Annotated in this window: 17 protein-coding genes; 1 reads left to right on the plus strand and 16 read right to left on the minus strand. The window is 70.0% G+C overall.

Annotation, left to right across the window (positions count from 1 at the left end):
- Positions 1 to 8: 8 nt before the first annotated feature.
- The 6 genes from G6N31_RS11585 to ftsY all read right to left on the minus strand — a co-directional run bounded on the left by G6N31_RS11585 (position 9) and on the right by ftsY (position 8,675).
- Entirely contained in the window at positions 9 to 1,094 is a 1,086-nt protein-coding gene (locus tag G6N31_RS11585) for a metal-dependent hydrolase family protein (RefSeq protein WP_098004439.1), read from the minus strand.
- A complete protein-coding gene (gene ffh, locus G6N31_RS11590) occupies positions 1,094 to 2,650 on the minus strand; it encodes a signal recognition particle protein (RefSeq protein ID WP_098004440.1) in 1,557 nt (518 codons plus the stop codon). The genes G6N31_RS11585 and ffh overlap by 1 nt, the downstream gene beginning before the upstream one ends.
- 69 nt (positions 2,651 to 2,719) lie before the next feature.
- Positions 2,720 to 5,203, minus strand: coding sequence for a [protein-PII] uridylyltransferase (locus G6N31_RS11595; protein WP_098004441.1), 2,484 nt, complete (start codon positions 5,201 to 5,203; stop codon positions 2,720 to 2,722).
- Positions 5,204 to 5,285: 82 nt separating this feature from the next.
- Positions 5,286 to 5,624: a P-II family nitrogen regulator gene (locus tag G6N31_RS11600; RefSeq protein WP_014815171.1), complete on the minus strand. Its 339-nt coding sequence runs from the start codon at positions 5,622 to 5,624 to the stop codon at positions 5,286 to 5,288.
- A 33-nt stretch (positions 5,625 to 5,657) separates the two neighbouring features.
- Entirely contained in the window at positions 5,658 to 7,010 is a 1,353-nt protein-coding gene (locus G6N31_RS11605; protein ID WP_098004442.1) for an ammonium transporter, read from the minus strand.
- 249 nt (positions 7,011 to 7,259) lie between these two features.
- Entirely contained in the window at positions 7,260 to 8,675 is a 1,416-nt protein-coding gene (ftsY, locus tag G6N31_RS11610; protein WP_098004474.1) for a signal recognition particle-docking protein FtsY, read from the minus strand.
- A 27-nt stretch (positions 8,676 to 8,702) separates the two neighbouring features.
- Here ftsY and fni point away from each other — a divergent pair, with 27 nt between their 5' ends.
- Positions 8,703 to 9,731 (plus strand): type 2 isopentenyl-diphosphate Delta-isomerase, encoded by a 1,029-nt coding sequence (gene fni / locus G6N31_RS11615; RefSeq protein ID WP_098004443.1) that lies wholly within the window; start codon positions 8,703 to 8,705, stop codon positions 9,729 to 9,731.
- A gap of 10 nt (positions 9,732 to 9,741) precedes the next feature.
- Here the strand turns inward: fni and smc are convergent, their stop codons facing one another.
- From smc to G6N31_RS11665, 10 genes are all read right to left on the minus strand, one after another.
- Positions 9,742 to 13,332, minus strand: a complete 3,591-nt coding sequence (smc, locus tag G6N31_RS11620; RefSeq protein WP_098004444.1) for a chromosome segregation protein SMC — start codon at positions 13,330 to 13,332, stop codon at positions 9,742 to 9,744.
- Between the two features lie 26 nt (positions 13,333 to 13,358).
- The gene (locus tag G6N31_RS11625) at positions 13,359 to 13,643 is read right to left on the minus strand and encodes an acylphosphatase (RefSeq protein WP_098004445.1); all 285 of its coding nucleotides are present in this window, start codon (positions 13,641 to 13,643) and stop codon (positions 13,359 to 13,361) included.
- Positions 13,627 to 14,043, minus strand: coding sequence for an OsmC family protein (locus G6N31_RS11630; RefSeq protein ID WP_098004446.1), 417 nt, complete (start codon positions 14,041 to 14,043; stop codon positions 13,627 to 13,629). The genes G6N31_RS11625 and G6N31_RS11630 overlap by 17 nt, the downstream gene beginning before the upstream one ends.
- Before the next feature lie 104 nt (positions 14,044 to 14,147).
- A complete protein-coding gene (gene mutM, locus G6N31_RS11635; RefSeq protein ID WP_098004447.1) occupies positions 14,148 to 14,996 on the minus strand; it encodes a bifunctional DNA-formamidopyrimidine glycosylase/DNA-(apurinic or apyrimidinic site) lyase in 849 nt (282 codons plus the stop codon).
- An 18-nt stretch (positions 14,997 to 15,014) separates the two neighbouring features.
- Complete coding sequence (rnc, locus tag G6N31_RS11640) at positions 15,015 to 15,707, minus strand: ribonuclease III (protein ID WP_098004448.1); 693 nt, start codon at positions 15,705 to 15,707, stop codon at positions 15,015 to 15,017.
- Positions 15,704 to 16,291, minus strand: a complete 588-nt coding sequence (locus tag G6N31_RS11645) for a YceD family protein (protein WP_098004475.1) — start codon at positions 16,289 to 16,291, stop codon at positions 15,704 to 15,706. Before G6N31_RS11645 ends, rnc begins: the two co-directional genes overlap by 4 nt.
- A gap of 60 nt (positions 16,292 to 16,351) precedes the next feature.
- Positions 16,352 to 17,089 (minus strand): cell division protein SepIVA, encoded by a 738-nt coding sequence (gene sepIVA / locus G6N31_RS11650; RefSeq protein ID WP_098004449.1) that lies wholly within the window; start codon positions 17,087 to 17,089, stop codon positions 16,352 to 16,354.
- A 162-nt stretch (positions 17,090 to 17,251) separates the two neighbouring features.
- Positions 17,252 to 17,728 carry a pantetheine-phosphate adenylyltransferase gene (coaD, locus tag G6N31_RS11655; RefSeq protein ID WP_098004450.1) on the minus strand — a complete coding sequence of 159 codons (477 nt, stop codon included), beginning with the start codon at positions 17,726 to 17,728 and terminating at the stop codon, positions 17,252 to 17,254.
- A 41-nt stretch (positions 17,729 to 17,769) separates the two neighbouring features.
- Positions 17,770 to 18,336: a 16S rRNA (guanine(966)-N(2))-methyltransferase RsmD gene (gene rsmD / locus G6N31_RS11660; RefSeq protein ID WP_098004476.1), complete on the minus strand. Its 567-nt coding sequence runs from the start codon at positions 18,334 to 18,336 to the stop codon at positions 17,770 to 17,772.
- On the minus strand, positions 18,333 to 21,737 hold the full coding sequence (locus tag G6N31_RS11665; RefSeq protein WP_098004451.1) for a pyruvate carboxylase: 3,405 nt from the start codon (positions 21,735 to 21,737) through the stop codon (positions 18,333 to 18,335). Before G6N31_RS11665 ends, rsmD begins: the two co-directional genes overlap by 4 nt.
- Between the last annotated feature and the right edge of the window lie 22 nt (positions 21,738 to 21,759).

The raw sequence follows: 21,759 nt of genomic DNA on the forward strand, positions 1-21,759 counted from the left end.
TTACGCAACTAGTAGACGACTCCGCGCAGGATCACCATCGCCGGGTTAGCCAGCACCGCCGCCCCCGCCCGCGGGTCCTCGTCGTAGCAGACCAGGTCGGCGGAGGCGCCGTGCCGCAGACCGGGACGACGCAACCACTCGCGGGCATCCCAGCAGGCGGCGCCGAGCGCTTCGGTGGCGGACATGCCGATTTCCTTGAGGGCTTCGACCTCGTCGGCGATGCGGCCGTGGGCGACCGCGCTGCCCGCGTCCGACCCGGCATAGATCGGGACGCCCGCCTCACGCGCTGCGGCGATCCGCTCCCGGCAACTCCGGTACAGCGCACGCATGTGCTGCTGATAGCGCGGGTACCGGTGCGCCGCGTCGGCGATGCCGGGAAAGTTCTCAATGTTGATCAGTGTCGGAACCAGCGCGGTTCCGTGTTCGACCATCAGGTCCACGGTGTCCTCGGTCAACCCGGTGCCGTGTTCGATGCAGTCGATGCCCGCTGTGATCAAGCCGGGCAGCGCGTCTTCGCTGAACACGTGGGCGGTGACGCGCGCGCCGTTGGCGTGCGCGGCGCCGATCGCCGCCTCGAGCACGTCGTCCGGCCACAGCGGCGCCAGATCACCGGTGTCCCGGTCGATCCAGTCCCCGACCAGCTTGACCCAGCCGTCGCCCCAGCGGGCCTGGGTGGCCACCGCCTTGGGCAGCTGCCAGGGGTCCTCCAGTTCGATCGCGAAGCCGCGCTGATAGCGCTTCGGCCGCGCCAGGTGGCGGCCGGCCCGGATGATGCGCGGCAACTCCGGACGGTCGTCGAAGTCGCGCGTGTCGGTCGGCGAGCCCGCATCGCGCAGCAGCAGCGCGCCGAAGGCGCGTTCGGTTTCGGCCTGCTCGACCGCCTCGTCCACCGGGATCTGGCCCTGCGGCCCCAGCCCGACGTGGCAGTGGGCGTCGACCAGACCCGGCAGGATCCAGCCGTCATATCCGTCCGCGCCGAAGATCGTCTCCGCACCGGCCGCCGGTTCAGCGCTCAACGTGCCGTTGACGACCCACCATTCGACGGGTTCACCGTCGGGCAGACCACGGCCCCGGACGTGCAGGGGCGCCGCCATCAGTTCTTCGGGAACTTCAGCTTCGACAGATCGATGTCGGCCAGACCCGGCGGCAGCTCGTCGAGCCCCTTGGGCATGTTCGACAGGTCGGGGAAGCCCGGGGGCATGCCGGCCATTCCGGCACCGAGCGGGTTGCGCACCTTCGGCGGGGTCGGGCCCTTGCCGCCCTTCTTCTTCTTGTTCTTGCCCTTGGCGGCCTTGCGGTTGTTCTTCCGGCCGAACGGCATCCCCATCTGGCCGGCCATCTGCGACATCATCTTGCGGGCTTCGAAGAAGCGGTCGACGAGCTGGTTGACCTCCGAGACCGTCGCCCCGGAGCCGTTGGCGATGCGCAGCCGCCGCGACGCGTTGATGATCTTCGGGTCGGCCCGCTCGGCGGGCGTCATGCCGCGGATGATCGCCTGGACCCGGTCGAGTTGACTGTCGTCGACGGCGGCCAGCGCGTCCTTCATCTGCCCGGCACCGGGCAGCATCCCGAGCAGGTTGCCGATCGGACCCATCTTGCGGATCGCCAGCATCTGCTCGAGGAAGTCCTCCAGCGTGAGCTCTCCGCTGCCGATCTTGGCGGCGGTGGCCTCGGCCTGTGCCGCGTCGAAATGCTGCTCGGCCTGCTCGATCAGCGTGAGCACGTCCCCCATGCCCAGGATGCGGCTGGCCATCCGGTCGGGATGGAAGACGTCGAAGTCCTCGAGCTTCTCCCCGGCCGAGGCGAACAGGATCGGCACACCGGTGACCTCGCGCACCGACAACGCCGCACCGCCGCGGGCGTCGCCGTCGAGCTTGGTCAGCACCACGCCGGTGAATCCGACGCCCTCGCGGAACGCGTCGGCGGTGCTGACGGCGTCCTGTCCGATCATCGCGTCGAGGACGAACAGCACTTCGTCGGGGTCGACCGCCGCGCGGATCGCCGCGGCCTGACTCATCAGCTCCTCGTCGATGCCCAGCCGGCCCGCGGTGTCGACGATCACTACGTCGTACATCTTGGATTTCGCCTCGGCAAGACCGGCCGAGGCCACCGCGACGGGGTCGGCGGTGCCCTTGACCTCTTCGGCGCCGGGCGCCGTGCCGGGGTGGGGCGCGAAGACGTGCACGCCGGCGCGCTCACCGACGATCTGGAGCTGATTGACCGCGCCCGGCCGCTGCAGGTCGCAGGCCACCAGCAACGGGGTGTGCCCCTGCGACTTCAACCACCTGGCCAGCTTCCCGGCCAACGTGGTCTTACCGGAGCCCTGCAGACCGGCCAGCATGATCACCGTCGGCGGGGTGCGGGCGAACGCCAGCTGACGGGTCTCGCCGCCGAGGATGCCGATGAGTTCCTCGTTGACGATCTTGATGACCTGCTGCGCCGGGTTCAGCGCTGCTGACACCTCGGCGCCCTTGGCGCGGTCCTTGATGCGGGCGACGAACTGCCGGACCACCGGCAGCGACACGTCGGCCTCCAGCAGGGCCAGCCGGATCTCGCGGGCGGTGGCGTCGATGTCGGCGTCGGTCAACCGGCCCTTGTTCCGCAGCCCCGACAGGGCACCGGTCAACCGGTCGGACAGGGATTCAAACACGTGGCAAGCCTACTTGGCGGCGCATGCCCTCACCGCGAACGGTGTCCGACCGCCGCCCGCCCGGCCGGCTCAGCCGGCCTCTTGCACCGGCTTGGGCGGCGGAGCCGGCAGTACCGCCAGGAGCTGACGCTCCAGGTGCGGGCGCTGCGACTCCGCCGATGCTCCCCCGGCCCACCCCTCGGGCAGGACGAGGCCGAAAACGTCGACCACCGCCGAACCCAGGGTGGTCACCTTTGCCCAGGCGATGTCGACGCCGGCCCGTTCGAAGACCGCGGTCAGCGCCGACAGCAGACCTGCCCGATCGGCGGCCCGGACCTCGGCGATCAGCTGGGCGGTACCGGCCCCGCCGTGCCACAGCACCCGTGGCGGGGCCACCGGCGCGTCGGCCGGCACCGCCGGGCGCACCTCGCCGACCCGCCCGGCCGTGGTCGCATCGGCGCCCTTCTTCTCCAGTGCGCCCACCACGTCGAACTCTCCGTCGATGGCCAGGATGAGCTGTTGCCGCAGCAGCTCGGCGGCCGGCGGACTGCCGAAGTGCGGGGAGACCACGAAGGTGTTCACCGCCGCCCCGTGGCATCCGTTGACCGAGGCCGAATGAACCCGCAGCGAGTTCAGGGCCAGCACGCCGGCGGCTTTGGACAGCACGCCGCGGCGGTCCGGGGCGATCATCGTGACCTGATAGATGTGCGGCGTGTCGGTGGCGACGAGCTCGACGTGCACCCCGGACCCGGCGGCCATGGCGACGAAGCGCGGATCGATGGGGTCGGGTTCGGGCAGGGGTTCGCCGGCCATCACCAATCGGCAGCGCCGGACCAGATCACCGATCAGCGACGCCTTCCAGTCACCCCACACCCCGGGCCCGGTGGCCAGGGAGTCGGCCTCGGCCAGCGCGTGCAACAGCTCGAGCACCGTGCGGTCCCCGCCGAGCGCGTCGACGACAGTGGCGATGGTGCGCGGGTCCTGTAGGTCACGGCGGGTGGCGGTATGCGCCAACAACAGATGGTGGCGCACCAGCGCGGAGAGAATGTCGATGTCCGACGGCCACAGGCCCAGGCGATTACCGATCTGCGTGGCGAGCTCCGCGCCGATGATGCTGTGGTCGCCGCCGCGCCCCTTCCCGATGTCGTGCACCAGCGCCCCCAGGACCAACAGATCCGGCCGCGACACCCTGGTGGTCAAAGCACTTGCGCGGGATACGGTTTCGACCAGATGACGGTCCACGGTCCAGATGTGCACGACGTCGCGGGGCGGCAGGTCGCGTACCGCGCCCCACTCCGGGAAGAGCCGGCCCCACAGACCGGTGCGGTCGAGCGCCTCGATGGTGGCGACCACCGACGGCCCGGCGCCCAGCATCACCAACAGGTCCTTGAGCGCCTGTCGGGGCCACGGGGCGCGCAACTCCGGCGCCGTCTCCACCAGCCGGCTCAGCGTCGACGACGCCATCGGCAGTCCGGTCACCGCCGACGCCGCGGCCACCCGCAGGATCAGTCCGGGGTCGCGCTCGGGGCGGGCGTCGCGGGCCAGGATGACCTCGCCGTTGAACTCGATCACGCCCTCGTCGAGCGGGCGCCGCACCGGCCGGCGCAACACCGCCAGTCCGCGCCGCGGCAGCGCGTTGGCCGCGGTGCGAATTCCGGCGTCGACGTAGTAGCTGACGGTGCGGGCGGCATCGGAGAGCATGCGGGCCAGATCGAAGCGGTCCCCGATCCGTAGCGCCGCACCGATCTCGTCGGCGTGCTGGGCCAACAGCAGTTCCCGGCCCCGACCGGCGACCCGGTGCAGCTCGGTGCGCACGTTGAGCAACGAAAGATGGGCCTCTCCAAGCGATTCGGTCGGCGATGCCAGCGACCGGCTGGGATAGACGTCGGCGAGCTGGGCGATGGCCAGCGCGTTGAGCAGCTGCACGTCGCGCAGGCCTCCCCTGCCGCATTTGAGATCCGGCTCGGCGCGGTGCGCGATCTCGCCGCTGCGCTGCCAGCGGGCACGGGTGTGCTCGACGAGCTCGTCGAACCGTGAGGCGATCCCGGTGCGCCACTGGCGGCGGGCCCCGCCGATCAGCAGTGCCGACAGGTCGGCGTCGCCGGCGATGTGGCGCGCATCGAGCATGGCCAGGCCGACCGCGATGTCCTCACCGGCGACCTTGAGCGCCTCGGGCACCGTGCGGACGCTGTGATCGAGTCGAATATTGGCGTCCCACAACGGGTACCAGAGCAGCTCGGCGACCTCTCCGACCACGTCGGGCGGCATGTTGTCATGCAGCAGCATCAGGTCGAGGTCGGAGTACGGGAGAAGCTCACCGCGCCCCAGCCCGCCCGTGGCGATGATGGCGAACCCGCTGGTCGCGGTGATCCCGATCTCGGCCGCCTTGGTGGTCAGCCAGAAGTCGAAGAGGTCGAGCAACGCGCGGCGCAGCGCCGCGGCGTCGAGCTGGCGATTGCTGCCGGTGAGTAGTTGTTGGGCTGCCGCGGTGAGATCGGTTGCAGGACGGGAAGAACCCGCCGCCGGGCGCTCCCAGTGCGGGGGCCCGGCAGCGGGCTGTGTGTGCTTGCTCATGAGGTGTCCTCCCGGCACTTGACGATCCAGCGCTCCGTCGGCGGTGCTGCCGGGAGACGAGTTCTCAATCGGTGAGCGTCATCTACAGCGCGTCGGCCCCCCGCTCGCCCGTGCGTACCCGGACGACGGTCTCGACGGGACTGACCCAGACCTTGCCGTCGCCGATCTTGCCGGTGCGCGCTGCCTGGACGATCACGTCCACCACCTTGTCGACGGCGGCGTCCTCGACGACGACCTCCACGCGCACCTTCGGGACGAAGTCGACGGAGTACTCCGCCCCCCGGTACACCTCGGTGTGCCCCTTCTGGCGACCGTAGCCCTGGACTTCGCTGACGGTCATTCCGAGAATGCCCGTCTGTTCGAGACCGGTCTTGACATCCTCCAGCGTGAACGGCTTGACGATCGCGGTAATCAGCTTCATGTAGTCGATCCCTTCCGAGGAAATTGTCGCCGCTCAGGCGAGCTCGTAAGCCGTTTCGGCATGTTCGGTCTCATCGATACCAGTGTCCTCGTCTTCCTTGGACACCCGCCATCCCAGGGGCTTGACGATGAACGCGATGATCGCGGTCATCACACCGGTGAACACGACAGCGACTGCGGCGATGACGATCTGCACGATGAGTTGCTCGATCCCCCCACCGTAGAACAGCCCGGTTTCAGTGGCCAGGAAGCCGATGGCCACGGTGCCCCACAGGCCGGCGACCAGGTGCACGCCGACCACGTCGAGCGAATCGTCGTAACCGAACTTGTACTTCAGCGAGATGGCCAGCGCCGACAGCACACCTGCCACCGCACCCAGGATCAACGAGCCGATGGCGCTCAGCGATCCGCACGCCGGCGTGATGGCCACCAGCCCGGCGACGATGCCCGAGGCTGCACCGACGCTGGTGGCGTGCCCGTCGCGGATACGCTCGACGAGCAACCAGGCCAGCATCGCGGCCGCGGTCGCGGCGGTCGTGTTGACCCACACCGCACCGGCGAGCATGTCGGCGGCGCCTTCGGAGCCGACGTTGAAGCCGAACCAGCCGAACCACAGCAGCGCGGCACCGAGCATCACGAACGGGATGTTGTGCGGGCGGAACGCGGTCCGGCCGAAACCGGTGCGCTTGCCCAGCAGGAGCGCCAGCACCAGGGCGGCCATACCGGCGTTGATGTGCACGACGGTGCCGCCGGCGAAGTCGATCGGTGAAACGTTGGCCACGCCTTCGTCATCGACGCCGAACAGCTTGGCCGCGATCCCCGATTCCGACCCCGACAGCAGGCCGCCACCCCAGACCATGTGGGCCAGAGGGAAATACACCAGGGTGACCCAGATGCCGCCGAACAGCAGCCAGGTGCCGAATTTCATCCGCTCGGCGACCGCACCGCTGATCAGCGCGACCGTGATGACGGCGAAGGTCAGCTGGAATGCCACCCAGACGATGGCGGGCACGGTTCCGAAGCCGCCGAGCACGAAGGTGTCGACACCGTCGACCTCCCGGACCTCGGTGAGCTGACTGACGCCGAAGAGTGCGAAGGGGTTGTCGAAGATGCCGAGGATGTCGCTCTCGCCGGTGTGTGCCGACGCGAACGACATCGAGTAGCCCCACAACACGTAGATGACGCTGACCAGGCCCATGGAGCCGAACGACATCATCATCATGTTGAGGACGGACTTCTGCCGGGACAGGCCGCCGTAGAAGAACGCCAAACCGGGTGTCATGAGCAGTACCAGCGCGGCGGATGTGAGCACCCACGCCGTGTCTCCTGCGCTCAGGCCCTCAGGCCCGAACGGCAGGAACTGGTCGTCCGGCAGGGCCGAGACCACATCATGTAAGCCGAATGCCACTTTGTGTGAACCTCCTTGGGATGACGGCCGACGCGGATCGGCCTCCCGAAGAGACTCTGTGCAGCGCGTTTCCCCGGTGATTCAGGAGTGTTTCGCCTGGGTGAACGGACGCGCGGAAGTCGTTACGCTCGTGTTTCGTCCGTACGGCCCGCACATCGCCGCCGGTCCGTCCATCACAGCGCCGCGTCGCGTGCGCGCTGTCGGCGGCGTGTGGCGGGCGCCGCTCGCTCACCCGAGCAGGGCGTCGACGAAGGCCGCCGGCTCGAACGGAGCGAGATCGTCGGGCCCCTCGCCGAGTCCCACCAGCTTCACCGGCACGCCGAGCTCCTGTTGCACCCGGAACACGATTCCACCCTTGGCGGTGCCGTCGAGTTTGGTCAGCACCACCCCGGTGATGTCCACGACCTCGGCGAAGACCCGCGCCTGCGGCAGGCTGTTCTGGCCGATCGTCGCGTCGAGTACCAGCAGGACCTCGTCGACTGCGGTGCGCTTGCCCACCACGCGCTTGACCTTGCCCAGTTCGTCCATCAGGCCGGTTTTGGTGTGCAGACGGCCGGCGGTGTCGATGACGACGACGTCGGCCCCGGAGGCGATACCGGTGTCGACGGCGTCGAACGCCACCGACGCGGGGTCGGCGCCCTCGGGGCCGCGGACCACCTGGGCGCCCACCCGGGCCGCCCACGTCTGGAGTTGGTCGGCGGCTGCGGCGCGGAACGTGTCGGCGGCACCGAGGACCACCCGGCGTCCGTCGGCGACCAGCACCCGGGCCAGCTTGCCCACCGTGGTGGTCTTGCCGGTGCCGTTGACCCCGACCACCAACAGCACGGACGGCTTGTCCTGGTGTGGCAGCGCGCGGATGGACCGGTCCAGGTCGGGGCGCAACTCGGCGATCAACACCTCGCGCAACACCGCCCGGGCGTCGGCCTCGGTGCGCACCCGGCTGCTGGCCATCCGGCTGCGCAGCGCGGTAACCACCGACTCGGTGACCACCGGCCCGAGGTCGGCGATCAACAGGGTGTCCTCGACCTCCTCCCAGGAGTCTTCGTCGAGGTCACCGCCGCCGAGAAGGCCGAGCATGCTGCGGCCGAGCGTGTTCTGCGACCGGGCCAGCCGGCCCCGCAGCCGGTCCAGCCGCCCCTCTGTCGGGGCGATGGACTCGACGTCGGGCGCGACGGCCTCGGTGGCCGCGACCACGGGCTCGGCGGACTCCGACGCGGGCTCGGGTTCCGGCGCGGGCTCGGGTTCCGGCGCGGGCTCGGCCACGGGTTCCGGCGCGGATGGCGGGGCCGGCGGGGCGGCGCGCGGGGCCGGCGGCTCGGGAAGTCGGACGTCGGCGATCGGACGTTTCGGTGCGTCCCGGGGAATGGTGGCATCATCGCCGATGGCGGGCAGACCGGTGGTGTCGATGCGCTCCGGTGCCGGCGGCGCGGACGGTGGGGTTTGAGCCGGTGCCGACGAGGTGAATGAGATGCCCGACGATGCGGTGTAGCCGCCGGAACGATCGACGGGAGTGGCGGTGTCTGGAGCCTTCAAGCTGATGCGGCGGCGCCGGTACCGCATCAGGCCGACGACGAGCGCAACGATCAGCAGTACAGCGATGACCGCGATGGCGATCCACAGGCCCAGCCCGATACTCTCAGTCACCCCGCCATTGTCGCAGGGCCGCCCGCGATGACCTTCGACCCCGTGGCGTCCCTCGCCCACCGCAAACGCCGCCACATCGACGTGTGCCTGACCGAACCGGTCGACTACCAGACCGTGACCACCGGATTCGAGCGCTACCGGCTGCCGTACAACGCGCTGACCCAGACCGACCTCGAGGCCATCGATCTCGGCACCGAGTTCCTGGGGCGCCGGCTGCGAGCCCCGGTGCTGATCGGCGCGATGACCGGCGGAGCGGAACTGTCCGGGATCATCAACCGCAACCTGGCCGCCGCCGCGCAGCAGCTCGGCCTCGGCATGATGCTGGGCTCGCAGCGGGTGATGATCGACGACACCGCGGCCGGGGTCAGCTTCGACGTCCGCGAGGCCGCCCCCGATGTGCTGCTGATCGGCAACATCGGCATGGCCCAGCTGAATCGCGCGGCGGTGCCCGGCCTGACCGGTGCCCTGGGCAGAGTGGGCGCCGACGCGCTGGCCGTGCACACCAACCCGCTGCAGGAGGCGATGCAGCACAACGGCGACACCGACTTCTCCGGCTCACTGGGCCGCCTGCGGGAGGTGATCGGCGAGATCGGCTGCCCGGTCATGGTCAAGGAGGTCGGCCACGGCTTCGGTGCCGCGGCCGCCGCCGAACTGGCCGGTTTCCCGATCGCCGCCGTCGACGTCGCCGGGGCCGGCGGCACCTCGTGGGCCCGCATCGAGCAATACGTCCGCTACGGCGAGGTGCGCTACCCGGCGCTGGCCGAATGGGGCATCCCCACCGCCCAGGCGCTCTGCGAGGTGCACCGCGCCCTGCCCGCGATGCCCCTGGTGGCCTCCGGGGGCATCCGCACCGGAATGGACGCGGCCAAGGCCCTCGCGATGGGCGCCACGGTGGTCGCCGTCGCCCGGCCGCTGCTCGCGCCTGCGATCGAGTCGGTGGCCGCGGTGGTCGACTGGCTGCAGGACTTTCTCTACGAGCTCCTGGTCTGTCTGCACGGATGCGGCGCCGCCGATCTCGCCGAGCTGCGCCGCCACGGCGTGGTCGAGATCGACTGACCTCGGCGGGTCAGGACGGGCTGGCCACCAATTCGTGGCCGCGTAACCGCTGCGAGATCACCGTGGTGATGCCGTCACCACGCATCGTCACGCCGTACAGCGCGTCGGCGACCTCCATCGTCGGCTTCTGATGCGTGATGACGATCAGCTGCGAACGCTCCCGCAGCTGCTCGAACAGGCTGATCAGGCGCCGGAGGTTGACGTCGTCGAGCGCGGCCTCGACCTCGTCCATCACGTAGAACGGGGACGGCCGGGCGCGGAAGATCGCCACCAGCATGGCCACCGCTGTCAGCGACTTCTCCCCGCCGGACAGCAGCGACAGGCGTTTGATCTTCTTGCCCGGCGGGCGGGCCTCCACCTCGATGCCGGTGGTGAGCATGTCTCCGGGGTCGGTGAGCAGCAACCTGCCCTCGCCGCCCGGGAACAGCGTCGAGAACACCTGGGAGAACTCCCGTTCCACGTCGGAGTAGGCCTCGGTGAACACCTGCAGGATGCGGGTGTCGACCTCGGCGATCACGTCCAGTAGGTCCCTGCGGGCCCCCTTGACGTCCTCGAGCTGGGTGGACAGGAAGTTGTACCGCTCTTCGAGCGCAGCGAACTCTTCGAGCGCCAGTGGGTTCACCCGGCCGAGTTCCTTGAGTTCGCGTTCGGCGCGCTTGGCACGGCGTTCCTGAGCCGCGCGGTCGAACGGCATCGGAGCGGGGGCGGTGACCTGCTCCCCCCGCTCGCGCGCCTGCTCGTACTCGGCCATCTCCAGCTCCGTCGGCGGCAGCGGGACCGCGGGCCCGTACTCGGCGATCAGATCGTCGACAGCCATGCCGAACTGCTCGAGCACCTGCTCTTCGAGTTGCTCGATCCGCAGGGCGGCTTGCGCTTTGGCTACCTCGTCACGGTGCAGTGCGTCGGTCAGCGCGCCGACCCGCGTCGTCAGGTCGTTGACCTCCTCGCGGGCAGCGCTCAGCGCGCCGGCGCGCACCTGGCGTTCGGCGGCCACCTCGTCGCGGATCTGTGAGGCCACCGCCACCGCGGCGGTCAGCCGGGCAGCGACCAGCCGCCCGGAGTCGGCCACGGCGGCCGCCACTGCCGCCGCCCGCGCCCGGGCCTCGCGTGCCTGCTGGGCGCGGACCCGCGCCTCCCGCTCGGCGGTCGCCGCCCGGCGCAGCGAATCCGCCCGTCCGCGTACAGCGTTGGCGCGCTCCTCGGCGGTGCGCACCGCCAGCCGCGCTTCCACCTCGGCGGCCCGCGCGGCCTCCGCGGCCGCGCCCCTCTCCTGCCGGTCGACCGGCTCGGCTTCGAACATCGGCTCCTGCTGCGCGTTGAGCAGCCGCTGCTCGAGCTCGCGCAGTTCGGTGACGGTGCGGTCGCGGCCCGCTTCGAGCTCCTCGCGCTGTTTGATCAGCCGCTGCCAGTCGTCGTCGGCGGCCCGCGCTTCCTGCCCGAGCCGGCCGAGTTGCTCATAGATCGCCGAGATCGCCGCGTCGGACTCGTTGAGGGCGGCCAGAGCATGTTCGGCGGCGTCCTGCCGGGCGCGCTGCTCATCGAGCGCCCCGGCCAGCGCCGCCGACAGTTCGGCGGCCTGGCGCTCGGCGTCGACGAGTTCGGTCCGCGCCTTGTCGACCTCCGACGTGATCTCCAACGTGCTGGGCTTGCGATCGGAACCGCCGCTGACCCAGCCGCCGCCCACCAGGTCGCCCTCGGCGGTGACAGCACGCAGATGTGGTTGTGCAGCAACGAGTTCCAGCGCCTGGCCGAGGTCGTGAACCACAGCCACGCCGGTAAGCAGCGCAGTGATCGCGCCGCGCACCCGTGGCGCGGGGTCGACCAGATCGATGGCCCACTGCGCCGCAGCGGGCAACGCCCCGGACGGCGCCGGTGTGCTGAGTTCCGGCCAGTCGCCGAGCACCAGCGTGGCCCGGCCACCGTCGGAGGACTTCAGCGCGGCCAGCGCGTCCCGTGCGGCGCCGCTGTCCTCGGCCGCCAGCGCGTCGGCGGCTGCGCCGAGGACCGCGGCGATGGCCGCCTCGTGCCCGGGGCGCACTTTCACCAGGTTCGCTATCGATCCGAAAAGCCTTGCGCTGTCCAGGTTCTCCTGCAGCCACGCCGCGCCGTCCCTGCGCTCCAAGCCGACCGACAGGGCGTCGATGCGGGCCTGCAGGGAGGCCACCCGCCGTTCGGCCGCACGCTCGGCGCCCTGCAGCTCGGAGACGCGCTCGTCGGCCAGGCGCAGCGCGGTGACCGTGCGGTCGTGGTGCTCGTCGAGGCCGACCTCGCCGGCATCGAGCTCGCCGACGCGGCCCTGCACGGTTTCGAATTCGGCCTGGGTATGTTGGGCGCGCTGGGCGGCCTCGTCGATCCCGGCCGACAGCCGCGCAACGGTTTCGTCGATCGACTCCACCCGGGTGCGCATGGTGTCGACCTGCCCCGACAGCCGCGCCAACCCTTCTCGGCGATCCGCCTCGGCCCGCGCGGCGGCCATGTGGGCGCGTTCGGCCTCCGCGGCCGCCTGCTCGCGTTCGGCCAGTTCGGCGCGGGCGGCGTCCAGGCGCTCGCGGGACTCGGCGAGTTCCTGGAGCAGTTGGCGCTCCTGCTCGGCGACCGCGTCGGCCTGCGCCTCCAGATCATCGGGGTCGGGTCCACCAGAGCGTTCCGGCTCGGCATCCAGATGCTGGGCGCGTTCGCTGGCGATCCGTACCGTGGCGCCCACCCGCTCGGCCAGCGCGGAGAGCCGGAACCACCGCTGCTGTGCGGCATCTGCGCGTTCGGAGAGGTCCTCGACCGCGGCCTCGTGGGCTTCCAGCTCGGCGGTGCGGGCCTGCAGGCGTTCGCTGAGCTGGTCGTGCTCGGTGCGCAGCGCGGTCTCGGCCTGGTTGCTGTCGTCGAACTCGGCTCGGCGGGCCACCAGGTCATCGGCGGCCAGCCGCAGCCGGGCGTCGCGCAGGTCGGCCTGAATGGTCTGGGCGCGGCGGGCCATCTCCGCCTGCCGGCCCAGCGGCTTGAGCTGGCGGCGCAGTTCGGTGGTCAGGTCGGTCAGCCGGGCGAGGTTGGCCGACATCGAATCGAGCTTGCGGACCGCCTTTTCCTTGCGTTTGCGGTGTTTGAGCACGCCGGCAGCCTCTTCGATGAAGGCGCGGCGGTCCTCGGGCCGGGACTCCAGGATCTCGGCCAGCTTGCCCTGACCGACGATCACATGCATCTCCCGGCCGATGCCCGAATCGGACAGCAGCTCCTGCACATCCATCAATCGGCAACTGCTGCCGTTGATTTCGTATTCGCTCGCACCGTCGCGGAACACCCGCCGGGTGATCGACACCTCGGAGTACTCGATCGGCAGCGCGTTGTCCGAGTTGTCGATCGTCAGCGTCACCTCGGCGCGGCCCAACGGCGCGCGCGAGGACGTCCCGGCGAAGATGACGTCCTCCATCTTGCCGCCGCGCAGGGTCTTGGCGCCCTGCTCCCCCATCACCCAGGTCAGCGCATCGACGACGTTGGACTTCCCCGAACCGTTGGGGCCGACCACGCAGGTGATGCCGGGCTCGAACCGCAGAGTCGTCGGCGAGGCGAAGGACTTGAAGCCCTTCAGCGTCAGACTCTTCAGATGCATGACGTCAAACCCTACCGCCGAGTTCGTCAGCGCTCGGTGAAGCCCGCGATCGCGTCGGCCGGTTCGGACCAGTCGGTGATCACCTTGTCGACCCGACCCGGTGACCCGCCGGTGGTCAGGAGGTCCAGTAGCTGCTCACAAGCACTTCGGGGCCCCTGGGCGACCACGTGGACGCGACCGTCGGGTTTGTTGGCCGCGAACCCGGTCAGCCCCAGTTCGAGCGCGCGCGAGCGCGTCCACCAGCGGAAACCCACTCCCTGCACATGTCCGTGCACCCACGCGTCCAGGCGGACGTCACTGTCGGCCAACATCTTTAACCTCAAATGTCACTTCCGTACCGCTTTTCAACGTGCGTCCCACGGTGCACACCTGGTCGACGGCGCGCTCGACCACGGTGAGCAGCCGTGCGCGTTCCTGCGGGTCGAGTGATGACAGGTCCAGTTCGAGCACCTCGTCGATGTGCGGGTAGCGCTCCTGCTCCCGGTCGGCGGCACCGGCGACCCGCACGGTGGCCCGGTAATCCTCGCCGAGACGGCGCCGCAGCGGGTGGTCGCTGGCCATTCCGCTGCAGGCGGCCAACGCGATCTTGAGCAGCTCGCCCGGGGTGAACACCCCCTCGACACTCTCCGAGCCCACCAGCACCTCCGCGCCGCGCGAGCTGCGCCCCGTATAGCGACGCACCCCGGTGCGCTCCACCCACAGTTCGGTCATGGCTCTTTTCTACAACCTCCGCTGGGTTCGACTCCCCGCGGAACAGAATTCCCGGTCGTGGGGACGGCCGGATCGCAGCCCGGAATACTCGTCCGCCGGGGTACTCAGGTGCGGGGGCGCGGTTGGCAGCGCGGGCAGTAGAACGACGAGCGGTTCATGAACTTGTCGCGGCGCATCACTGCTCCACAGCGCCGGCACGGCTCACCCGCGCGGCCATAGGCGTCCAGCGACCGGTCGAAGTAACCGGACTCGCCGTTGACATTGACATAGAGCGCGTCGAACGAGGTGCCGCCCTGCCCCAGCGCGTCGGTCATCACCGCCGCGGCGGCGTCGAGCAACTCCCGCAGCTTGGGCCGCGACAGCGCCGAAGCCCGCCGCGCCCCGTTGACCTTCGCCCGCCACAGCGCTTCGTCGGCGTAGATGTTGCCGATACCGGAGACGACGGTCTGGTCCAGCAGCTGGCGTTTGATCTCGGAATGCTTGCCGCGCAACACCTTCACGACCGCCTCCCGGTCGAACAACGGGTCCAGCGGATCGCGGGCGATGTGGGCCACCGGCACCGGGACCGGGGTGCCGTCGACGGTCACCATGTCGGCGATCACCCAACCGCCGAAGGTGCGCTGGTCGACGAAGCTCATCGTCGTGCCGTCGTCGAGCAGCGTGGCGATGCGCAGGTGGTTCTCGTTCGGGACCGGGCCCAGCAGCATCTGTCCGCTCATCCCCAGATGCACGACCAGCGCGGCGTCCGGCCCGAGGGTCAGCCACAGATACTTGCCCCGCCGGCCGGTTCCGGTGATCGTCGTGTCCAGCAGGCGCGCGGTCAGGTCGGCCGGGCCGGCATCGTGGCGGCGCACCGCCCGTGGATGGTGCACCCGCACGGCCGTGATCGTCCTGCCGATCACGTGGCGGTCCAGGCCCCGGCGGACGACCTCGACCTCGGGAAGTTCAGGCATCGTGTGCAGGCCCGCCAGTCACGCGTCGTTGAGCGCGTTCCACGCGGCCGCGGCGGCTTTGAGTTCGGCTTCCTTCTTGGTCCTGCCGACACCGGTGCCGCGCTCCGCCTCGGCGACGACGACGGTGGCGGTGAACTCCTTGTCGTGGTCGGGACCGGTGGAGGTGACCAGATAGGTCGGCACCCCCAGACCGCGCGACGCCGTGAGCTCCTGCAGGCTGCTCTTCCAGTCCAGGCCCGCCCCCAGCGTCGGGGCCGTGTCGAGCAGCGTTGCGAAGAGCCGCAGGATGACCTCCTTGGCGACGACCGCCCCGTGCTCCAGATAGATCGCGCCCAGCAGAGATTCGACGCCGTCAGCCAGGATGCTCGACTTGTCGGCGCCGCCGGAGTTCTCCTCGCCCTTGCCCAGCAACAGATAGGCGCCCAAGCCGTGCTCACAGAGGTTGCGGCCGACGTCGGCCAGCGCCTGGGTGTTGACGATGCTGGCGCGCAGCTTGGCCAAATCGCCCTCGGAACGGTCGGGATGGCGGTGGTAGAGCTCCTCGGTGATGGTCAGCCCGAGCACCGAGTCGCCGAGGAACTCAAGGCGCTCGTTGGTGGGCAGACCTCCGTTCTCGTAGGAGTAGCTGCGGTGGGTCAACGCGATGGTGAGCAGGTCGTCGGGCAGGTCGACGCCGAGCGCCTTGAGCAGGGGCGCGCGGTCCATCGTCACGAGTCGTCGCCGATCTGCTCGCGCAGGGCGGCCAGTTTCGCCCACCGCGGGTCGATCGTGTCGTGGTGGTGGCCCGGCTCGGCTGTCGCCAACGGCACGCCGCACTCGGGGCACAAGCCGGCACAGTCGGGGTCGCATACCGGCGAGAACGGCAGCACCAGCCCGATCGCGTCGATGACCGACTGCTCCAGGTTCACCGTGTCAGCGCCGCCGTCGGAGGTGACCCGCGGCAGCTCGTCGTCCTCGGTGGTCTCGTCGGTGGCGCTGGCCGGGTAGGCGAACAGCTCGGTCAGGTCGATTGCGACATCACCGCGCAGCGCCGTCAGGCAGCGCGCACATTCGCCGGTCGTCGGCGCCGACACCGTCCCCGACACCAGCACGCCCTCCGACACCGATTCCAGTCGCAGGTCCAGCTGCAGAGGTGCGTCCTTGTCGACGGCGATGAGTTCCAGCCCGATCCGGACCGGGCTCGGCACCGTGGTCTGCACCGTCATCATCGAGCCCGGCCGCCGACCGAGCCGTGAAACATCGATCACCAGCGGCGACCGTGACCCCCGAGCCGCCGCGCGCGCGTGCCTCGCCATGTGCGTCATCGTACGGTGAGGCGCCGACCGGGGTCAGCGGCGGTCAGGCCGGGCGCGCGGTCAGCGTGAGACGTAGTCGTGGGTGCCCGCGGCGGTGCGCAACTGGTGCCGGCCCCGGCCGACCGAGCGCAGCGTGCCGTTGAGGAACTCCTCGAACTCGGCAAGCTTGCTGTCGACGTAGATGTCGCACTCACCGCGCAGCCGGTCGGCCTCTGCGTGGGCGGTGTCGATCATCCGGGTGGCCTCGGCGGTCGCGGTGGCCACCACCTCGGTCTGCGACACCAGCCGCTGCTGCTCCTTGATGCCTTCTTGAACAGCCTTCTCGTACGCGAGGTTTCCACTCTCGATCAGCCGGTCGGCCTCGGACTTGGCCCGGCCGGTGCTCGCTTCGTACTCCCGCTTGGCGGTCGCCGCGATGCGGGCGGCCTCCTCGCGCGCCTCGGCGACCATGCGCTCACTGTGGGTCCGCGCCTCGGCCACCATCCGGTCGGCCTGCGCCTTGGCGTCGGCCAGCAGCCGGTCCGCCTCGGCCCGGGCGTGGTTGACCATCGAGTCGGCCTCGGCGTTGGCCGTCGACACCGTGGACTCGGCGTGGTCCTTGGCCTCACGCAGCAGGGTGTCCCTGGCGTCGAGGACGTCCTGGGCGTCGTCCAGTTCGCCCGGGATGGCGTCCTTGATGTCGTCGATCAGTTCCAGGACGTCGCCGCGGGGCACCACGCAGCCGGCCGTCATCGGCACTCCGCGGGCTTCTTCGACGATGGCACCCAACTCGTCGAGCGCTTCGAAAACTCGGTACACGGTGACACCCTCCAGGCGTAGTTGTTAGTGACTAGTGTGCCTGGTGTTACGGCTGTGACTGGGCTTTCCCGCCCCGGTGTGTCGCCCTCTACTCCGCTACCGGTGCACGCTGTGGTCTGTTCCCGACATTATGTCAGTCCGAACCGCACGGCGGTAAAGGCGCTAACCGCGCAGTTTGTCCTGCAGCCGCGCATTGACGGGACCGGGCAGCAGGTCGGAGACGTCGCCGCCGAGGGTGGCGACCTCCTTGGCCAACGACGACGACACGAACGAGTAGCCCGGCGCGGTGGCGACGAAGAACGTGTCGACACCGGCGACGTGCTTGTTCATCTGCGCCATCTGCAGTTCGTACTCGAAGTCGGTGCCGCTGCGCAGCCCCTTGACGATCGCGGTCAGCCCGCGCGCCCGGGCGAAGTCGACGACCAGGCCCTGCCCCGACTCGGCCCGCACGTTGGGCAGATGAGCTGTCGACTCCTCGATCATCGCCAACCGCTCTTCGGTGCTGAACATGCCCTTCTTGTTCGGATTGACCAGGACCGCGACGAGGACCTCATCGAACTGCGCGGCGGCACGTTCGATGACGTCGATGTGTCCGAGAGTCACCGGGTCGAACGATCCGGGGCACACCGCTCCGCTCATGGGCCACGACGCTAGCAGCCGCGCGCCGGGGCGCGGTGGAGTCAGCGGCGCTGCGCCATTTCGACCCGGGTGTCGCCGTAGCGACGGGACTTCCACCTCGCCCATGCCGGAGGCCAGGCCAGTTCCGCACCGCCGGCGGGCCGCTCGACGACCACGATGCTTCCCGGTGATGTCCATCCGTGGTCGGTCAGCGCGCCCAGCATCGCCTCCACCTCGGCATTGGACAGCTCGTAGGGCGGGTCGGCGAGCACCAGGTCCGCCGGTTGGGCCGTCGCGGTGGCCAGCACGGTGCTCACCGCGCCGCGCCGCACCACCGCACCGTCGGCGCCCAACGCAGCGACGTTGCGCTCGATCACCGCCGCGGCCCGGGAATCCGCTTCGACGAACAGGACCGAGGCCGCGCCTCGCGAGGCCGCCTCGAGCCCCAGCGCGCCGCTGCCCGCGTAGAGGTCGAGTACCCGCAGCCCGGTGAAGTCGATACGCGCCGAGAGCAGGTTGAACAGTGATTCGCGCACCCGGTCGGTGGTGGGCCGGGTGCCGCGCCCGGATTTGTGCTGCGGCACCGTGATTCGTCGTCCCCCGAAGGCGCCGGCGACGATTCGGCTCAGCTCACCACCACCAGCAGGTCGCCACCCTCGACCGCGGCGGCGGCGCCCGCCACGGCGACGCGTTCGACGGTGCCCGCCTTGGGCGCGGTGATCGCCGCCTCCATCTTCATCGCCTCGATGGTCGCGATGGTCTGCCCGGCGGCCACCGAATCCCCCTCGGCAACACTGATACTCACCACTCCGGCGAAAGGTGCGGCCACGTGGTCGGGATTCTTGCGATCGGCCTTCTCGGCAGCCGGTACCTCGCTGACCACGTTGCGGTCGCGGACCACCACGGGGCGCAGCTGACCGTTGATGATGCACATCACCGTGCGCATGCCGCGCTCGTCGGCGTCGGAGATCGCCTCGAGACCGATGATCAGCTCGACGCCCCGCTCGAGGGTCACCCGGTGCTCGTCGCCGTGGCGCAGCCCGTAGAAGAACTGGTTGGCCGACAGGCTCGACGTGTCGCCGTAGGACTCGCGGTGGGCCTCGAACTCCTTGGTGGGGCCGGGGAACAGCAGGCGGTTCAGGGTGGCCTGCCGCTTCGGTCCGGTCTGCGACAGCAGATTCTCGTCCTCGGCGCTCAACTCCGTCGGCGGTTTCGCCGGCGCCCGGCCGGCCAGCGCCTTGCTGCGCAGCGGTTCGGGCCAGCCGCCCGGCGGATCGCCCAGTTCACCCCGCAGGAAGCCGATCACCGAGTCGGGAATGTCGAAACGGTCGGGTTCCGCGGCGAATTCGTCTGCGGTGACGCCTGCACCGACCAGAGCCAGCGCCAGGTCGCCGACGACCTTCGACGACGGCGTCACCTTCACCAGGCGACCGAGGATGCGGTCGGCGCCGGCGTAGGCCGCCTCGATGTCCTCGAAACGGTCGCCGAGCCCCAGCGCGATCGCCTGCTGTCGCAGATTCGAAAGCTGCCCGCCCGGAATCTCGTGCCGGTACACCCTCCCGGTCGGGGTCGGCGGACCGGCCGCGGCGACGTCGAACGGGGCGTACACCTTCCGCAGCGCTTCCCAGTAGGGCTCCAGTTCACACACCGCCGGCAGCGACAGCCCGGTGTCGTACTCGGTGTGCGCGGCCGCGGCCACGATCGAGCTCAGGGCCGGCTGGCTGGTGGTACCTGCCAGCGGTGCCGCCGCCCCATCGACGGCACTGGCCCCGGCCTGCCAGGCCGCCAGGTAGGTGGCCAGCTGACCACCCGGGGTGTCGTGGGTGTGCACGTGGACCGGCAGGTCGAAACGGCTGCGCAGCGCGCTGACCAGAGTCGCCGCGGCCGGCGCCCGCAGCAGCCCGGCCATGTCCTTGATCGCGAGCACGTGGGCACCGGCCTCGACGATCTGCTCGGCGAGCTTGAGGTAGTAGTCCAGCGTGTACAGCGTTTCCGCGGGGTCCGACAGATCGCCGGTGTAGCTCATCGCGACTTCGGCGACCGCGCTGCCGGTTTCGCGCACCGCATCGATGGCCGGACGCATCGAGTCGACGTTGTTGAGCGCGTCGAAGATGCGGTAGATGTCGATTCCCGTCGCCGTGGCTTCCTGGACGAACGCGTGGGTCACCGATTCCGGATACGGCGTGTAGCCGACGGTGTTGCGGCCTCTCAGCAGCATCTGCAGACAGATGTTGGGCACCGCTTCGCGCAGGGCGGCCAGCCGCTCCCAGGGATCTTCCTTCAGGAAGCGCAGCGCCACATCGTAGGTCGCTCCGCCCCAGCACTCGATCGACAACAGCTGCGGTGTCAGGCGCGCGATGTAGGGCGCCACCGTCAGCAGGCCCGAGGTGCGGACACGGGTGGCCAGCAACGACTGGTGGGCGTCGCGGAAGGTGGTGTCGGTGACCCCGACCGAGCGGGATTCGCGCATCCAGCGTGCGAAGGCCTCCGGGCCGACCTCGGAGAGCAGGTGCTTGCTCCCGCGCGGTGGCATGGTGTCGAGGTCGATGTCGGGCAGCTTGTCCTGCGGGTAGACCGACGACGGTCGCGGTCCGTGCGGCTGGTTGACCGTGACGTCGGCCAGGTAGGTCAGGATCTTGGTGCCGCGGTCGGCGGTCGTGCGGGCCGTCAGCAGGTAGGGCCGGTCGTCGATGAACGAGGTGTCGACCTTTCCGGCCCGGAAGTCCGGATCGTCGATGACAGCCTGCAGGAACGGAATGTTGGTCGACACTCCGCGCACCCGGAACTCTGCCAGCGCACGATGCGCGCGGGCGACCGCGGCACCGAAATCTCGCCCGCGGCACGTGAGTTTGACGAGCATGGAGTCGAAGTGGGCACCGATCTCGGCGCCCAGGTGCGCGCCGCCGTCGAGCCGGATACCGGCGCCGCCCGGAGAGCGGTAGGCGGTGATGCGGCCGGTGTCGGGGCGGAACCCGTTGGCCGGGTCTTCGGTGGTGATGCGGCACTGCATGGCCGCCCCGCGGATGGTCAGCATGTCCTGGCTGAGCCCGAGGTCCGCCAGCGTTTCACCGGAGGCGATGCGCAGCTGGGCGGCGACCAGGTCGACGTCGGTGATCTCCTCGGTGACGGTGTGCTCGACCTGGATGCGCGGATTGCACTCGATGAAGACGTGATGGCCGCGCTCGTCGAGCAGGAACTCCACGGTGCCGGCACAGGTGTAGCCGATCTGCCGGGCGAAGGCGACGGCGTCGTCGCAGATCCTGGTGCGCAACTCCGCCGGCAGGTTCGGTGCCGGCGCCAGCTCGATGACCTTCTGGTGCCGGCGCTGCACGCTGCAGTCCCGCTCGAACAGGTGCATCACGTCGCCGGCGGTGTCGGCGAGGATCTGCACCTCGATGTGGCGGGGGCGCAGCACCGCCTGTTCGAGGTAGACCGTCGGGTCGCCGAACGCCGATTCGGCCTCCCGGCTGGCGGCCTCGATGGCTTCGGCCAGTGTGGCGCGCTCGGCGACCCGGCGCATACCGCGGCCGCCACCACCGGACACCGCTTTGACGAACAGCGGGAACTCCATCGTCTCGGCCGCCGCCATGAGCTCGTCGACCGAGGACGACGGTTCCGACGACGCCAGCACCGGAAGGCCGGCCGCGCGTGCGGCCTCGATGGCCCGGGATTTGTTGCCGGTCAGTTCGAGGACGTCGGCGCCCGGCCCGACGAAGGTGATGCCGGCCGCGGCGCAGGCTGCGGCCAGTTGCGGGTTCTCCGACATGAAGCCGTACCCGGGGTAGACGGCGTCGGCTCCGGCTTCGGTGGCGACCCGCATGATCTCGTCGACAGACAGATAGGCCCGCACCGGATGCCCGGTCTCGCCGATCTGATAGGACTCGTCGGCCTTGAGGCGGTGCAGGGAATTGCGGTCTTCGTACGGATAGACCGCGACTGTCGCGATCCCCATCTCGAAGGCGGCGCGGAACGCGCGAATGGCAATCTCACCGCGATTGGCGACGAGGACTTTCGAGATCCGACCGGCCACGGTTCACCTTAACCGTCGCCCC

It is taken from the genome of Mycolicibacterium duvalii (genome assembly GCF_010726645.1).
GTDB lineage: Bacteria > Actinomycetota > Actinomycetes > Mycobacteriales > Mycobacteriaceae > Mycobacterium > Mycobacterium duvalii.

Bases quoted from the DNA above. Each gene is read 5' to 3' on its own strand.
- fni (WP_098004443.1), top strand. From the start codon at position 8,703: ATGACCTTCGACCCCGTGGCGTCCCTCGCCCACCGCAAACGCCGCCAC.
- G6N31_RS11645 (WP_098004475.1), bottom strand. From the start codon at position 16,291: ATGGCGAGGCACGCGCGCGCGGCGGCTCGGGGGTCACGGTCGCCGCTG.
- G6N31_RS11595 (WP_098004441.1), bottom strand. From the start codon at position 5,203: ATGAGCAAGCACACACAGCCCGCTGCCGGGCCCCCGCACTGGGAGCGC.
- coaD (WP_098004450.1), bottom strand. From the start codon at position 17,728: ATGAGCGGAGCGGTGTGCCCCGGATCGTTCGACCCGGTGACTCTCGGA.
- G6N31_RS11585 (WP_098004439.1), bottom strand. From the start codon at position 1,094: ATGGCGGCGCCCCTGCACGTCCGGGGCCGTGGTCTGCCCGACGGTGAA.
- G6N31_RS11600 (WP_014815171.1), bottom strand. From the start codon at position 5,624: ATGAAGCTGATTACCGCGATCGTCAAGCCGTTCACGCTGGAGGATGTC.
- G6N31_RS11630 (WP_098004446.1), bottom strand. From the start codon at position 14,043: ATGACCGAACTGTGGGTGGAGCGCACCGGGGTGCGTCGCTATACGGGG.
- smc (WP_098004444.1), bottom strand. From the start codon at position 13,332: ATGCATCTGAAGAGTCTGACGCTGAAGGGCTTCAAGTCCTTCGCCTCG.
- mutM (WP_098004447.1), bottom strand. From the start codon at position 14,996: ATGCCTGAACTTCCCGAGGTCGAGGTCGTCCGCCGGGGCCTGGACCGC.
- G6N31_RS11625 (WP_098004445.1), bottom strand. From the start codon at position 13,643: ATGTTGGCCGACAGTGACGTCCGCCTGGACGCGTGGGTGCACGGACAT.